Origin of the sequence: Bremerella alba, assembly GCF_013618625.1 — a bacterium.
Lineage (GTDB): Bacteria > Planctomycetota > Planctomycetia > Pirellulales > Pirellulaceae > Bremerella > Bremerella alba.
Genome location: NZ_JABRWO010000001.1, coordinates 382,435 through 396,470 on the forward strand (window position 1 = coordinate 382,435; position 14,036 = coordinate 396,470).

The following is a 14,036-nucleotide window of genomic DNA, read 5'->3' on the forward strand; positions in this document are numbered from 1 at the left end:
TTCTCTATCGCTCTAACCCCCAAGCTTTGCCCGTCTTATATCCTCTGAGGAGATTCGCCCCATGGCTACTAACGGTGATCTGAATCGTAAATTGCGAATGGCTTTGGTCGGTGGTGGTTCCGGCTCGTTTATCGGCCGCGTGCATGCCACTGCCGCCGTCCTCGATAACCGCGCTACACTGGTCGCCGGAGCCCTCAGCTCGAATCCCGAGCGGGCCAAAGCTTCTGCCGCCGATTACGACATCCCCGAAGCCAGGGCCTATACCAGCTATCAGGAAATGCTGGAAAAAGAAAACGCTCTGCCGGAAGACCAACGCATCGATTTCGTTTCGGTCGCCACCCCCAACCACATGCATTTTCCCGTCGCCAAAGCGGCTCTGGAAGCTGGCTTCAACGTGATGTGCGACAAGCCCATGACGCTGAACCTGGAAGAAGCCGAAGAGCTTAAAAAAGTGGTTGAGAAGTCAGGTGCCGTCTTCGCCGTCACGCACAACTACACCGGCTACCCGCTGATTCGTCAGGCTCGCGAGATGATCCTCAACGGCGACCTGGGCGAGATCAATGCGATTCGCGTGCAGTACATCCAAGGCTGGCTGCGAACCAAGCTGGAAGACACCGACCAGAAGCAAGCCGCCTGGCGTAGCGACCCTGCCAAGAGTGGTGCCGCCGGTGCCTACGGCGACATCGGCACCCACGCCTATAACCTGGGCCGTTACATGACCGGTCTGCTGCCCGACAAAGTCAGTTCGCACCTGGCCACCTTCGTCGAAGGCCGCAAATTGGACGACTACGGCACGACCATTATTCGCTACGAAAACGGTGCCCTCTGCACGCTCACCGCTTCGCAGATCAGCCACGGCCGCGAAAACGATCTGGCGATCGAAATCGACGGCACCAAGGCTGCCATCCAGTGGCGTCAAGAGAACCCCAACGAAATGATCTTCCGCCAAAACGGCGAGCCTCATCAGATCTACACGCGTAACCCAGACGCACCGTTCATGTCGCCGATGGGCGTTGCCGCCTGCCGCATTCCGGCCGGACACCCCGAAGGGTTCTTCGAAGCGTTCGCCAACATCTATCGCGCCGCGTTCGATGCGATGGTGCTGCGTGCAACCGGCAAGGACTTCGAGAAGAAGGACACCTTGTACCCCAATATTCACGACGGCGTGGAAGGGATGTACTTCATTCAACAGTGCGTCGACAGCAGCCAGAAAGATGGTGCCTGGTTGCCGCTGAAGCATGAAGCGGCTCGCCGTTAACCGTAATCGCTTGAACTATCTGACGCCGCTGCCTGACTCAGGGAGCGGCGTTTTTTATAGGCCTTTCCGCTAAGTGACAACGCCATGAAAATCGAACACTTCGCCCTCCAGGTTGCCGACCCGATCGCCGTGGCTCGCTGGTATGTCGTGCACCTGGGCATGACCATCCAAAAGGGTAGCAACCAACCGCCGTTTGCTCACTTCCTGGCCGACGACGGAGGGCAGATGCTGATCGAGCTATACTTCAACGATCAGTTCGATGTGCCCGATCAAGCCAAGGTCCCGCCGGCTCATTTTCACCTGGCGTTTGTCAGCGAGGCGATCGAGCAAGACCGCACGCGGCTCATCGAAGTTGGTGCCCAGGCCGAAGGCCCCATCAACACACAGCCTAACGGTGACCTGGTTTGCTTCCTACGCGACCCATGGGGACTCACGCTGCAGTTGGTATCACGGGCCGAAAAGCTTTTGACCTAAGTGTTTTCAAACAGAACAAACAGTTGCCCAGTGATTCATCTCTGGGCCAACCGGAAGTTCTGGTTTATCGAGCTTCTCGCAATGGTTTGTTTCTTCGGGTTCTTTCCCCGATAATCGAGGGCGTCTCCCCTGATTCCCCTAGAAGGTGCTCCCCATGCGATATCTGCCCACGCTGCTGACCGCCCTGCTGCTTCTGCCTTGTCCGCTCTTGGCCGATGAACTTTCGTTTGAGCCGGAAGAACTGAAAACGAAGCTGGGCGTGGGCTATGCCGTCCGTCTGTTGGACATGAACGGCGACGACAAACTCGACATTTGCATCGTCGATCAAGAGCGTATCTTCTGGCTGGAAAACCCCAGTTGGTCTGAACACGAGATCCTCGGCCCAGGCCAGACCAACGCCGACAACGTGGCCTTCGCCCCAGCTGACATCGATGGCGACGGGCAGCTTGACTTCGCTGTGGCCGCTGGTTGGGGTGGCGGCAAGACGCAGCGAGGCACCATTCAATGGATCACTTCCGCAGAGCCCAAAGAAGATCACTGGAACGTGCATCCCATTCGCAACGAACACAGTACCCATCGCATTCAGTTTGCCGATGTCGTGGGAGACGAACGGCCCGAGCTGGTGGTCGGTCCCCTCTTCGGCCCCGGCACCACCGGCCCTCACTTTGCGGAACACGGCGTGCGACTGATCGCGTTAGAGATCCCTAAGAACCCGACCGCTGACCCATGGCCGGTCCACATGATCGACAACTCGCTGCACGTGATGCACAACTTCCTGCCGATCGACTTCACCGGCAACGGCCAGACCGATATCATCTCGGCCAGCTACGAAGGGGTCTACCTTCACGAACGTCAGCCAGACGGCACCTGGCAGAAGTCGCAATTGGGCAGCGGTGACCAAGAGTCGAGTCCCAGCCGCGGGGCCAGCGAAGTCAAAGTCGGCCAACTGGTCAATGGCGATCGGTATATCGCCACCCTCGAGCCTTGGCACGGAAACCAGGTCGTGGTTTACACCAAACCGGACGATCAGCCGCTGCGTAGTCTCTGGAATCGGCACGTTCTCGACGATCAGCTGAAGTGGGGTCACGCCGTCTGGTGCGCAAATTTGGATGGGGATGCCGACGAAGAGCTCGTCATTGGGATTCGGGACGATCAAACCGACAGCACGCGTCGCGGGCTACGTATCTTCGACCCGCAGGATGCTAAGGGATCCCAGTTCAAGCGAATCGTGATCGACCCCGGTGCCGTCGCCATCGAGGATTTAGCCGTAGGAGACCTCAACGGAGACGGTAAAGCGGACATCGTTGCGGTCGGACGGCAAACGCACAACGCCAAGATCTATTGGAACCAAACTCAATAGCACTAGCCACAATTCTCAAACATTGCCTAATTATCGGGTTGTTCCTACTATTTTTTGTCGCAACATTTCAATATCGCTGGGTGAATTGGGCAGCGATCGTTACACTAGATTTCACCTGCCAAGAGCGAAATCTTATCTCCCCACATCATGAAGAACGAAATAGGAACAGGCCCGATGAGTAAAGTTCGCTGGGGTGTACTGAGCACCGCGAAGATCGGCACGGTCAAGGTCATCCCCGGGATGCAAAAAGGGCAATTCTGCGAAGTGATCGGCATCGCCTCGCGGTCGCAGGAAAGTGCCCAGGCAGCCGCCGACAAGCTCAACATCCCCAAGGCTTACGGTTCGTATGAAGCGTTATTGGAAGATCCCGAGATCGACGCGGTCTACATTCCGCTGCCCAACCACCTGCATGTGCCGTGGGCCATCAAAGCGATGCAAGCGGGCAAACACGTGTTGTGCGAAAAGCCGATCGGCCTGAGCGTGGAAGAGGCTCGACACTTGGCCGACATCGCTTACCAGCACCCAAACTTGAAGGTGATGGAAGCGTTCATGTATCGCCATCACCCGCAGTGGCAGCAAGCCCGCGAGATCGTCCGCGAAGGGGGCATCGGCACGCCGGTCACCATTCAGTGCTTCTTCTCGTACTTCAACAACAACCCGTCCGATATCCGCAACAACCCCGAATGGGGCGGAGGCGGCATCATGGACATCGGCTGCTATCCGATCTCCGTTTCACGGTTCATCCTGGAAGGGGAGCCAGAGAAGGTCATCGCTTCGGTCACGCGTGACGAAGAATTCAAGACCGACGTGGTCTCGTCGGTGATGATCGACTTCGGAGGACTGCTTAGCACGTTTACCTGCGGCACGAAGATCGCCCCATACCAGCGGGTAAACATCTTCGGTACCGAAGGCCGTATCGAGATTCAAATCCCCTTCAACGCTCCGCCTGACAAGCCGTGCATTTTATGGCACCAGCAAGGGGAAAAGATCACCGAGATCGAAGTCCCAGTGGCCGATCAATACACTCTCCAAGGCGACCTCATGTCGCAGGCCATCTTGGACGACACCGAAGTCCCCACACCCATCTCCGACGCCGTCGCCAACATGGAAGTCATCGAAGCCGTCTTCCGCAGCGAACGCTCTGGCCGCTGGGAATCGGTGAGCCACATGGTGGCCAAGTAACGCTCTCACGAGAGATTCACGCCAAGCCTGATCCTATCGATCAGGCTTTTTTTGTGGGCACACGTCGATTCATGTTCAAACGCAAGACGATTACTTCGACTCTAACTGGAAGTCGATTTGGTTGTCGCCTTGTTCGACCGAGGCGCTAAGGGTCGAACGTTTGTTGTACTTCGCGGGAATCTTTTCGGTCCGTTTCTGGTGAGATTCTTCCATGGTTGCTGGCCGGAACCATGTGGTGATTTCGACCTGGTACTCACCCGGTTCCGCTCCGCGAACATCACGGACATAAATGAGTTCGTACATGCCCTGTTCATCGGTGACGCCCATCGCCGGGCGACCAGTCGGAGGCGCGAAGCGTACCAAGGCGTTGGGCAATGGTTGACCGTCCATGGTGACCTGCCCCTGGACTTGTCCCAGGTCCGAGTACTCGCCGGCAGCACAACCTATCGCGGGAAGCAAAAGCGGAATTGCCCACAGAAACATGACATGGGACTTGCGTTGGCTGGTAATCATTTTCAAAGTACGTCCAAGAGGGAATACGTGTGGTCCTTGGCGATAAAAGCTGGCGAAAAGATCAGGCCTTCGCCGCCAGCTGGAAGGTTGACCAAGTGTGCGTGCTGCGTCTTAGAACGACTGCAGCACATTGCCGTCTTGGCGATCGCACAGGCCAGACAAGATAGCGAAGTTGATGTTCTCGGGTACGAATCGAACCGAGCCATCCACCATCGCGCCGAGCATTCCGCCTGGGTGTGCCGAGGTGAACGCCACGTTGTGCTCGTAAGCGGCCGTGTTGCCGTCACCACCGTACGTGTTAATCCCGTGACGAAGTGTCGTGATGTTTTGCGTCCAATAGGTCGAGCCTGAACCATTGCTCCAAACGCCACCTAGGTAGCTCGACGAACGAAGATCGAGCTTGGTGCCGTCCGGGGCGTATTGGTAGTCAGACTGCTCGCCGATCATCATCGTGTTCGATGTCCCATCGGTGAAGTTGTTGAAACCAATGTTTGCCACGCGCTCGGTGCAGCCGACTCCTTCGTTTTCTCCCCCGACATTGATGTAAGCGATCGCGCCATTGGGGACGGTCTCGCCATAGTACAAGCTGCATCGTGTCGAAGGAGAAACATCGTTGATCGTTCCGCCGGTGAAGTGCGAACCATTCACTCCGACATAATTACCCATTTGCACCGTGATCGTGCCATCGGCATTGGTCGTCTGGGACTTCTGCGTCGGCAGTGGCGACGAAGGACAATTGAAGCCTGAGACAACGACGTTATCGATTAATGCCGCATTAGGATTGGGACCTTCCTGCATGCTCGAGTCGCCTGAGAACACGTAGCTGTCGTAGATTGCAGACTGTTCGATGAACGGCAGCAAACGAACCATCCAAGATGCACCACGCCGACGATCACCGGTAGCATTTTGTGGATCAGCCGCGTAGACCATCTTGGTGTAGGTGTCGTGATAGTTGTGTATCGCGAGCCCTAATTGCTTGAGTTGATTGCTGCACTGCATGCGACGAGCGGCCTCGCGGGCCTGCTGCACCGCTGGCAACAAAAGGGCAATCAAGACGCCAATAATGGCAATCACCACCAACAATTCTACAAGCGTAAATCCGCCGCGTCGTTGACCAAACTTCATGAGAGTACACACCTTCAAAGAGAGCACGAATAATAAATGACGACGTGCATGAAGGAGTCAGCAGCAGAACCCACCCACGTCAGGTTATGCATGTCCCTCGCAGGACAAGCGACGTGAATTGATGCTGTTGGGGGATGCTAGGTGGGGGCTACATCTCCATACTAAGAAACACCATATCTCCTGTCTAGGTTGCGGTTTTTATTCAAAATACTACAAATCAAGAACACCGCCACTCAGCCTGGGTTACCCTTCGATTCCGCCCTATTAATCAGCTCCAGCGGCCTTTCCCAGCACATACCTGAGCAAATTCCTTTCGTCCGCAATGCATTGTCCATGAAGAATTTTGGTTTCTTCTTGGTCCAAAGGCGGCATCCCCTGCGGGGGGGCATTGCCCTGTCTCATAGCCATCAGACGGGGTACCTGTTACGGTGAAGGATAGTTGCTGCTTACATTGCCTTACAATTCGCAAAAGCCCGGCTGAATGGAAGCTGATCACGACGAAGCGTTTTCGCCGACTGCCATGCCGGCGGACGAGGATGCTTCCGCCGATCCTTACGACCTGGAAGCGACCAAGTGGTTGGTGCCGGCGGCCTTGGTTCTGTTTGCCATGTTGCTGACAGAAGTCGTTGTGCTGTTTGCCTGGCGAACTTTCGGCGGTGAACTTGCTATCTTCATTCGCTTCGGTCAGGCAGGCGTCGCCGGCTTTTATCTGGCGTGCGGGTGGGCCAAGTGGTGGGTTCGCTGGCTGGCCGCTCTTGTGGCAGTGCTAGCCCTGTCTACTACGATGCTACAGCAATACAATTTCGCCGCCTATGTCTTGTTTGGCGTGCTGATCATGATATCTGCAGGCTTCACATTTCTAGTTCGCATGATTGTCTCTGTCATTCGCGGCGAATCGAGTCCTTCGCAGCGATTCACGATCTTCGGCCTAATGGTCGTGACGGCGATTGTGGCCGTGTGCGTCGTAGCGATGAGCAACGTACCGCAGTTCCAGGAGCCTGCCCGGGGGACCTCGCTTGCACTCATGATGGCACTGTTCGGCTTGTGCCTGATTTCGCAGTGCTCGCCCCTGTGGACTACCAGCCAACGTCAAGCCATATCTTTCGCGGGCAGCGCCTTTTCTTTGGCCGCCGTAATGCCGTTTGCCATCTATGGTTTGATCTATCTGTATCAAAACCAAATGCCGCCAATCATGAACGTGGTGCTTCCGTGCTGGCTGATGGTCTTCACTACCTGGGCGACTCTCTATCCACTGATGTTTGTCTTCTACGGCCTGGGAGGAGCGCTGGTCGATCCTAGCTGGAAACTCAAGTCACGCCACGAGTCCTCACCCAGCCCCAGACACATTGAATCAGAAGTCGACGTACTGATGGACGATCCTGGAGATGGAAACTAAACACGACGTAACGCCCCATGAATCGGCATCCGGCAAACCCGTACGAAGCTTGCCAATGCGGGCCCTGGGGGCGTTCTCGCTGCTTGCATGGGCATCGGTCATCTTGACTTGTCTGACCAATCCATTGACTTCCGATTTTGAAATCAACGTCTTTTTCAGCTACAGCTTGACCGCTTTTGCTGGATTCTATTTGGCTTGTGGCAACGCCCAATGGTGGGCGCGGTGGATGCTTGTTGGCTTGACTGGCCTACTGATCGCTTCTTTGATAGATAGTCCCAACTGGCTTGAAGGCATTATCCTCTTTGGCGTGTTGGGCATGATATCAGCTGGGCTCACCTTTGCAGGTCGTATGATCATTTCGGCATTACGCGGTGAGTCCAGTCCCCGTCAGCAATTCACGATCTTCGGCTTAATGTTTGTCACCGCGATCATCGCAATATGCCTGGTCGCTCTCAACCAATTAGTCCTATCGAAAGGCAATCCACAGGTCACCATGATTGTCGTTATCCTGACCATGCTGGGCTTTACGATGACGGTCCAATGTGCCTCGGCATGGTCGCGCACTAAAGGAGAAGCGTTAGTGGTTGCCGCGATTGCCTTCCTACTGGCGTTTCCAACATCGCTGATGGTTTTTGGAACCTTCTATTTCGTCGACAATACGTTGCCATTGGCCGAGGACATACTGTATCCCATCTGGACGATGATCGTCTTTATGTGGGTAATCCTTTACCCACTATGGTTCGGTTACCATGCTTTGGGCTGGACGTTGATCGACCCTGGCTGGATGTTCGGACGACAGTATGCCAATGAGCCTGCGGCCGGTAACGAAGATGACGAGGTCGATGTACTGATGGAAGATGAGCCCCCGTCTTTGCGAAAATAACGCATCCAGTTTGCAGCGTTTTCAAAAAAACGAACGATTTCCACGCAAACTCGTCGAAGAAGTATGCGGAGAAATATCAAACCTTCGTGAAAGTCTCGTCTCACTCGATTTTCGCATTCCCCTCCCCCAGATGGCGGTGCATAATCGAGGAATCGTTTTCTAATTGCCCCCTTTCCTCCTTAGCTTTCCGATGTCTCGAATGATTCGACCCCTTGCGATCGCCGTTGTTATTTTGCTGCTTCCTGGTCGTATGGCTTTCGCTCAGATAAGCGACTCGCCATGGATGCTATCCTCAGACATCAGCATACCCGCCGATCAAAAAGCCCAAGTCACCATGGGCACAGCCGGCTGTCCGGTGGTGATGGTCAATCGCGAGGCTTGGCACGTCAAATCGAAGAAAGTCGTGCAGACACTTCCCGACGGCAAGGAGATCGGCGACTACCGCTGCCTGAGCGCCAACGGAAAGTACTTCGCCGCGTTCGAGGGTGCCTGGCACGATCGCGGGGCAAACATCAACGTCTGGGATCTGGTCACCGGTGAGATCGTTGCCACGATGCCTGGCAAGTCGAGCAGCTACTATCCGGTGATGAAGATCATGCACAATCGATACCTGCTGGCGGCACCCGATTCCGGCCAGACGCTCACGATTTGGGATATCGAGCAAAACAAGAAGAAACGCGATGTGTTTGTGCGAACCGAAAGCATCAAAGAGGGACAGCTGACCGTTTCTCCCGACGGCAAGTACCTGGCTTTGTGCGAGGGGGACAAAGTCTCGATTATGACCTTGGAAGATGGCCGCTACGCTGGGAATCTGGCTGCCCCTTTGCGTGACCCGACCGGCAGCGCCACTTTTACGATCGGTGCTAGAAATATCAAAGACCTGGAGTTCTCGCCTGATGGGCTGGAGATGGCTGCAATTTATACCAACTATGGTAAAGAACAGCGTTTGGTGGTGTGGGATGGCAAGGGCCAGATCATCGAAGACATTCACTTGAACATCCGGTACGACCGCATGAACGCCTACAGCCTTTCTTGGCTGCCTGATCATAAAGGGTGGATCGTCGACGGCAACGTCATCGATCGCGAAACGAAGAAGATTACCGTTCAGTTCAAACGTCCCCGAAACGACACCGATGAAATCGCCGTGCTCGATACCTACTTCCTGCTAGGGCGGTTCGGAGAAGAGGCCGAATCGATCACCATGATCGGTCTACCCTGGGAAGAAGTTGATCGCTCGCTGGAAGCGATGGATACCGTCGAGAACGCGATCATCGGCCCTGGCGTAAAAGTGTCGCTGCTGGTTTATATGCGAGCACAGCGAGGGGCCTCCGTCGATAAAGCCCGGGCGATCGTCGGCGATGCGATTGTGGAAAGACTGAAAGAAGACCGAATGTCCTACGCCCCTGACCAGGAGGTCTTCTACCGCTTCAATGCCGAGCCAGCCTCGCAAGAGCATCATTACGGTCAGCTCAAGCTGGAGCTACTGATGAAAGGCTCCGACGAGCCACTCTGGGCATACACGATTCCCTCGATAACCGCGAGCGGCTTCCTGCAAGACCTAGACAAAGGGGACATCTCAGAGGGCTCGGCCACGTCGATTGCCAAGGCAATCAAACAGGTTCAGATCCCTTACTTCATGCCCAGCACAGCCGACTTCCTGCCGTTGCCGTTGGTGGTGCAGTAGCTTATGTTCAACGAAGCGAATTCACCTAGTCCGGAGTGACTCGATGATACCTGACGGTGAGACATTCCTCTTTGGTACCAGCAAACTTTCGCTGGCCGCTCCGTCAGTTACCATGACCGGCCATTCGTTTGGCGGTAAAGATCGATTTCCTGGCACTAGTCGTGACGATTGTGGAGGAATTTTAGTCCACCTTTTGCACTGCTTCGATCTCACGCATCGTGATTTGCCGTTCGATCTACCAGGCATGCGTTGGTTGCCACTCTACTACTGTTTTGATTTCCGCGTTAATACGATGGGCTATCGATTTCGCGACAACCAATCGCTTGAGTTTTTCTTCGATCACGACGATCCTTATACCTCGGCGAGTGAATCGTGGCCCGATGACAACTACCCCGAAGCATTTCCTCAGGCATCCATTCAAGTTGAACCACTGCCATACGACCCGACCAATTTGGATGATGCTAAAACTTGGTCAGGTGTATTTGGAATCGATGAGCTTTCGCTTCAGGACCGAGAAAGCCTGCGAAGCGAAATTCTGAAGTTCATGAAACTGTTTGGCGAATACGAGCCTGAGTCGGAAGAGGAAATCTGGGAACGCATTCACATGCCGTTCATTCAGGGACCGCCCGAATCACGCTGCCTGAATCCTACGTGCGATTTCTCGCTTAAAGAACGCCCGGGCCAGCTTTGCACCATCGCTATCACCGGCAACAGCCCAATCGCAGGTGTGAAGATATTCGGCCCCCATGGTGACGGCGTCATGCTAACCTTTCAGGCCTGCCAGAAGTGCCAAACAATTCGCGTTGAAAACCAATGCTCGTAAAAACTTTTTGAGCGTTAAGCGATGGCTATCAGAAGGAAATTATCTTCACGCCTGACGCGTTGGAAACGGGATCACCTCGTCAATCGACTTCGCACCAACAACCGCCATCACCAGGCGATCTAGCCCCAGTGCACACCCGCTGCATGCCGGCAGGCCCGCACGCATCGCGGCGACAAGCTGGCTATCCTCTGGCAGTGGTGGCTTGCCTAAGGCTTGTCTGGCTGCGTTGTTGGTTCGATTCCGCTCGACCAAGATTTCTGCGTCCAGCAGTTCATCGTAGCCGTTGGCCAACTCCATTCCATCGACAAACAATTCAAACCGACACGCGACCCGGGCATCGGCTTCGTCCAGCCGCGCCAGAGCGGCCTGCGAAGCGGGGTAGTGATACAAGATCAGCGGTCGATCGAAGCCAAGCTTCGGCTGAATGAGCTCGGCCAGCAGAAGCTCCAGCAGGCCATCCACGTCGTCACTGCCGAAAGACTCCGGCACACTCACGCCGTGAAGCTGGGCCAACGCTCGAAGCTGCTCGGCCGTCGCCGAGAGCGGGTCGGTGCTCAAATGGTTTTGAAACAGTTCGCTATAACTGACCAAGTCTGCAGGCCCACGCTTAAGGACCGCCTCTGCTACGTCGGAAAGCAGCTGCATCCCGGCGTGTAGGTTATCTCCCACGCGGTACCATTCGATCAGGGTGAACTCGACATTGTGCTGCGAGCCGACCTCGGCCAAACGGAATGCCTTGGTGATCTGAAAAATGGCCTCGGCTCCGGCGGCTACCAGACGCTTCATAGCAAACTCAGGCGAGGTCTGCAGATAGTATCGCTCACCTTCGCTAGGCTTGGCAGGATTCCAAGAGAGCAGCACAGGCACGGGATCGAGATGCGTGTCGACGACCGTGTCTCGCGAAAGCAGGGGCGTCTCGACTTCCCAAAACCCTTGCGCGAGGAAGAACGCCCGCACGGCTTGCGTGATCTCGTGACGACGTTTCAAATTGTCGATCGACGCCGTAGGACGCCAGTCTCGTTTGGCCATGACGAAAGTATCTGTAATCTCGGAAACGGTTGGGCGTTCAAATTGTTGTCAATTGACACACGGGTTCATTATGGGATATGCGGGTCACCAAGTAGATGCATTCGTCTTAAGGGCCGGAGGCCCGGCCTAAGGCAAATGCGCAACTAAACACTCCGCCACGTTCGATCCATAAAAAAAGAGCACATCACGTATGCAATGTGCTCTTTTCGATGTTGTCAATTTCTCGTTAGCGACTAGGCTTCGGCTCGCGTAGCACGGGCTTCGCGGAGACCGCGGCTGAGGATGTCTCGCAGCAACGGCGAGTAATCTTCAAAGCCAACCTTGGTCGGAGCACCTTCGGTGTATTGGAAGATGGCGTCGCGGGGCTTCTTACCCAGCGAGATCAGCGTACTGCTGACGGTACCCCATTCCTTACCTTCGATGACCATACCAGGACGACCTTGAGCAGCCGGCGGACGGGCAAAGACCTTGCTGGAAACGGCCAAAAACTTCACTGCCGAATCGAGCGTTTGCAGGGTCATCAAACGATGAGCCAGCTGAACACGTTCATCGCGTGAATCGTTCAGGTCGTGACCACCAATTAGATTCAGGCCTTCTTCCAGACGCTGTGCGTTGACATCGTCTCCACCATGCACGACCCAACCGCTGTCGGCGTCGGCCATGACGAAGTTCACGCCGTCGTACTGCTCGGACATCAGCCCTTCCATCGCAACTTCCACGGCAGCCTGAGCACTGCTGGCACGCAGCAGTTCGCGGCACAAAAGTCCCCGCGAACGAGGCACCGCTGGACGCTTCATCTTGCGACGATTAGTGCATCCGACTACGAGCCCATGCTGATTGACGCCCAGCCAGGTTCCCCCAGCTTGTTGATCAATTCCACACAACGCTCGCGGCTTCCCTGATTGAATCGAAGGAGCCAAGGTGGGACGATCGTAAAACTCTTCCCGGTTAGCCGCGACGAGAATCGGGGCCTCCGGAACGCTTCGGTATTGGATTGCCAATAGGCACATATTTTTAAAGAGCGGGGCTAGAGGATAGAAAAAGCAGTCACCCTGGTCACGCCCCAAGGTTGATGTAATTCTCTTGAGTCTATTCTTTTTTCCCCTCTCGGACACCCTTTAATGGGGGTCGAGTACCTAAATTTTTGTTAAAACAAGTTTCTCGAACGGTTGCTTGAAGGAAGTGTGAAACCTGGGACCAAAAACAGCCCATTATCCCCACCTTTAAGGTACACCCATTTCCAGGGGGGCCGCCGTCGGATGACCTTCACAAGGTGGACATTCACTGAAAAACCCGGCAAAATCGGTATATTCGGCCCGAGGTTCGGCTGGGGCGACGAGTTGTTGCCTAGCATCCCATTGGGCAAGCACTGGGTGCTCGCCATGCTTGTCAGGCGATTGTTTAAGTGATCGAGGAAGGTTCTGATCTTATCGAAATGTCGTCCTGGCCGCCAAAAGGGTGGAAGAAATACGTACCGACCAGTCAGCCGACACGATTCCTTTTTCGGCGCCTGATAGCAGGACTCGCGAGACTCTCGATCTTAGAGTTTTCAAGGAAAGCTTGGGATGAGCGAATATAGGTACTGCGAAACGATTTTTTGACCCCTGCGGGAAGCCCCCATCCCACCGACATGGGGTGAAGCGGCAATAACTTTTCGTTATGATTCGATGAGGGTAGTTTGATTCGGCCAACGGTGAAGAGATTTCCGCTGTGCCGATTTAATACGAAGACGCAGCGACTTCAATCGGCGGCTTGGCGGTTTCCATCCAGTTATCATCCGCTGTGCGCGTGGTCTTTTCTACCCCCTTTTCCATAGCCAATCGGAACAGCAATTTAGGAGTGGTGTTATGTCCTCAGGCAAATTTGCCGGAGCGGTCGACTTAAGTGGTCCAGATCGACTACAGATGTTCATTCATAAGGTCGGTGAGTCCCAAGAGATGTGGGGGCTGTATGTCGATGGCTGGGCGGAAGCCGCCGACGAGAACGGTAAGAAAGGGTTAGTTGTCTGGCCCGATGAACAACATGCCCTCCTTTGCGCTGCCGATAAGTGGCGACAACACTCCCCTAAAATGATCAAGCTCTCTAGCTTCAACGAACGCTGGGTCGACAAATTGGTGCGTGTGCGGATGAAAGTAGCCGTCTTCCCCACGCCGTTTGATGGGCCAGTATTCGTCGACCCGGTGGCCTTACGAGCGGAACTTCTATAATTACTCCACGGGAATCCCTATCGATTTCGCTCTTTTGGTAACTGAAAGAGGCATGAGAACCTGGGGGTTTTCTGGTACATTAAATCGTTTTCCCGCACCGGT

At 55.0% G+C, this 14,036-nt stretch carries 13 protein-coding genes; 9 read left to right on the forward strand and 4 right to left on the reverse strand.

The genetic code is table 11. The features are described 5' to 3' along the window. Window positions 1-61 precede the first annotated feature (61 nt). The 4 genes from HOV93_RS01510 to HOV93_RS01525 all read left to right on the forward strand — a co-directional run bounded on the left by HOV93_RS01510 (window position 62) and on the right by HOV93_RS01525 (window position 4,274). Window positions 62-1,258 carry a Gfo/Idh/MocA family protein gene (locus tag HOV93_RS01510; protein ID WP_235989672.1) on the forward strand — a complete coding sequence of 399 codons (1,197 nt, stop codon included), beginning with the start codon at window positions 62-64 and terminating at the stop codon, window positions 1,256-1,258. A gap of 84 nt (window positions 1,259-1,342) precedes the next feature. Beyond that, the gene (locus HOV93_RS01515) at window positions 1,343-1,732 is read left to right on the forward strand and encodes a VOC family protein (protein ID WP_207394674.1); all 390 of its coding nucleotides are present in this window, start codon (window positions 1,343-1,345) and stop codon (window positions 1,730-1,732) included. A 154-nt stretch (window positions 1,733-1,886) separates the two neighbouring features. Further along, window positions 1,887-3,092 (forward strand): FG-GAP repeat domain-containing protein, encoded by a 1,206-nt coding sequence (locus HOV93_RS01520; RefSeq protein WP_207394675.1) that lies wholly within the window; start codon window positions 1,887-1,889, stop codon window positions 3,090-3,092. Window positions 3,093-3,266: 174 nt separating this feature from the next. Further along, the gene (locus tag HOV93_RS01525) at window positions 3,267-4,274 is read left to right on the forward strand and encodes a Gfo/Idh/MocA family protein (RefSeq protein ID WP_207394676.1); all 1,008 of its coding nucleotides are present in this window, start codon (window positions 3,267-3,269) and stop codon (window positions 4,272-4,274) included. Window positions 4,275-4,364: 90 nt separating this feature from the next. Here the strand turns inward: HOV93_RS01525 and HOV93_RS01530 are convergent, their stop codons facing one another. Next, window positions 4,365-4,787, reverse strand: coding sequence for a carboxypeptidase-like regulatory domain-containing protein (locus tag HOV93_RS01530; protein ID WP_207394677.1), 423 nt, complete (start codon window positions 4,785-4,787; stop codon window positions 4,365-4,367). Between the two features lie 111 nt (window positions 4,788-4,898). Next, window positions 4,899-5,912, reverse strand: a complete 1,014-nt coding sequence (locus HOV93_RS01535) for a DUF1559 domain-containing protein (protein WP_207394678.1) — start codon at window positions 5,910-5,912, stop codon at window positions 4,899-4,901. 481 nt (window positions 5,913-6,393) lie between these two features. On the opposite strand from HOV93_RS01535, the gene HOV93_RS01540 reads away from it, so the two are divergent. From HOV93_RS01540 to HOV93_RS01555, 4 genes are all read left to right on the forward strand, one after another. Next, on the forward strand, window positions 6,394-7,308 hold the full coding sequence (locus HOV93_RS01540) for a hypothetical protein (protein WP_207394679.1): 915 nt from the start codon (window positions 6,394-6,396) through the stop codon (window positions 7,306-7,308). Next, window positions 7,298-8,191 (forward strand): hypothetical protein, encoded by an 894-nt coding sequence (locus HOV93_RS01545; protein ID WP_207394680.1) that lies wholly within the window; start codon window positions 7,298-7,300, stop codon window positions 8,189-8,191. The genes HOV93_RS01540 and HOV93_RS01545 overlap by 11 nt, the downstream gene beginning before the upstream one ends. 199 nt (window positions 8,192-8,390) lie before the next feature. After that, window positions 8,391-9,875, forward strand: coding sequence for a WD40 repeat domain-containing protein (locus HOV93_RS01550; protein WP_207394681.1), 1,485 nt, complete (start codon window positions 8,391-8,393; stop codon window positions 9,873-9,875). A gap of 43 nt (window positions 9,876-9,918) precedes the next feature. Then, window positions 9,919-10,698, forward strand: coding sequence for a hypothetical protein (locus HOV93_RS01555; RefSeq protein WP_207394682.1), 780 nt, complete (start codon window positions 9,919-9,921; stop codon window positions 10,696-10,698). 45 nt (window positions 10,699-10,743) lie between these two features. Here the strand turns inward: HOV93_RS01555 and epmA are convergent, their stop codons facing one another. Beyond that, the gene (epmA, locus tag HOV93_RS01560; protein ID WP_207394683.1) at window positions 10,744-11,727 is read right to left on the reverse strand and encodes an EF-P lysine aminoacylase EpmA; all 984 of its coding nucleotides are present in this window, start codon (window positions 11,725-11,727) and stop codon (window positions 10,744-10,746) included. A gap of 233 nt (window positions 11,728-11,960) precedes the next feature. Next, window positions 11,961-12,737: an NRDE family protein gene (locus HOV93_RS01565; RefSeq protein ID WP_207395022.1), complete on the reverse strand. Its 777-nt coding sequence runs from the start codon at window positions 12,735-12,737 to the stop codon at window positions 11,961-11,963. Between the two features lie 837 nt (window positions 12,738-13,574). On the opposite strand from HOV93_RS01565, the gene HOV93_RS01570 reads away from it, so the two are divergent. Further along, window positions 13,575-13,934 carry a DUF2750 domain-containing protein gene (locus tag HOV93_RS01570; RefSeq protein WP_207394684.1) on the forward strand — a complete coding sequence of 120 codons (360 nt, stop codon included), beginning with the start codon at window positions 13,575-13,577 and terminating at the stop codon, window positions 13,932-13,934. Window positions 13,935-14,036 lie beyond the last annotated feature (102 nt).

Excerpts from the sequence above, each read along its gene's own strand:
- HOV93_RS01545 (WP_207394680.1), top strand. The coding sequence starts at position 7,298 with ATGGAAACTAAACACGACGTAACGCCCCATGAATCGGCATCCGGCAAA.
- HOV93_RS01530 (WP_207394677.1), bottom strand. The coding sequence starts at position 4,787 with ATGATTACCAGCCAACGCAAGTCCCATGTCATGTTTCTGTGGGCAATT.
- HOV93_RS01550 (WP_207394681.1), top strand. The coding sequence starts at position 8,391 with ATGATTCGACCCCTTGCGATCGCCGTTGTTATTTTGCTGCTTCCTGGT.
- HOV93_RS01510 (WP_235989672.1), top strand. The coding sequence starts at position 62 with ATGGCTACTAACGGTGATCTGAATCGTAAATTGCGAATGGCTTTGGTC.
- HOV93_RS01515 (WP_207394674.1), top strand. The coding sequence starts at position 1,343 with ATGAAAATCGAACACTTCGCCCTCCAGGTTGCCGACCCGATCGCCGTG.
- HOV93_RS01565 (WP_207395022.1), bottom strand. The coding sequence starts at position 12,737 with ATGTGCCTATTGGCAATCCAATACCGAAGCGTTCCGGAGGCCCCGATT.
- HOV93_RS01520 (WP_207394675.1), top strand. The coding sequence starts at position 1,887 with ATGCGATATCTGCCCACGCTGCTGACCGCCCTGCTGCTTCTGCCTTGT.
- HOV93_RS01540 (WP_207394679.1), top strand. The coding sequence starts at position 6,394 with ATGGAAGCTGATCACGACGAAGCGTTTTCGCCGACTGCCATGCCGGCG.
- HOV93_RS01525 (WP_207394676.1), top strand. The coding sequence starts at position 3,267 with ATGAGTAAAGTTCGCTGGGGTGTACTGAGCACCGCGAAGATCGGCACG.
- HOV93_RS01555 (WP_207394682.1), top strand. The coding sequence starts at position 9,919 with ATGATACCTGACGGTGAGACATTCCTCTTTGGTACCAGCAAACTTTCG.
- HOV93_RS01535 (WP_207394678.1), bottom strand. The coding sequence starts at position 5,912 with ATGAAGTTTGGTCAACGACGCGGCGGATTTACGCTTGTAGAATTGTTG.
- HOV93_RS01570 (WP_207394684.1), top strand. The coding sequence starts at position 13,575 with ATGTCCTCAGGCAAATTTGCCGGAGCGGTCGACTTAAGTGGTCCAGAT.
- epmA (WP_207394683.1), bottom strand. The coding sequence starts at position 11,727 with ATGGCCAAACGAGACTGGCGTCCTACGGCGTCGATCGACAATTTGAAA.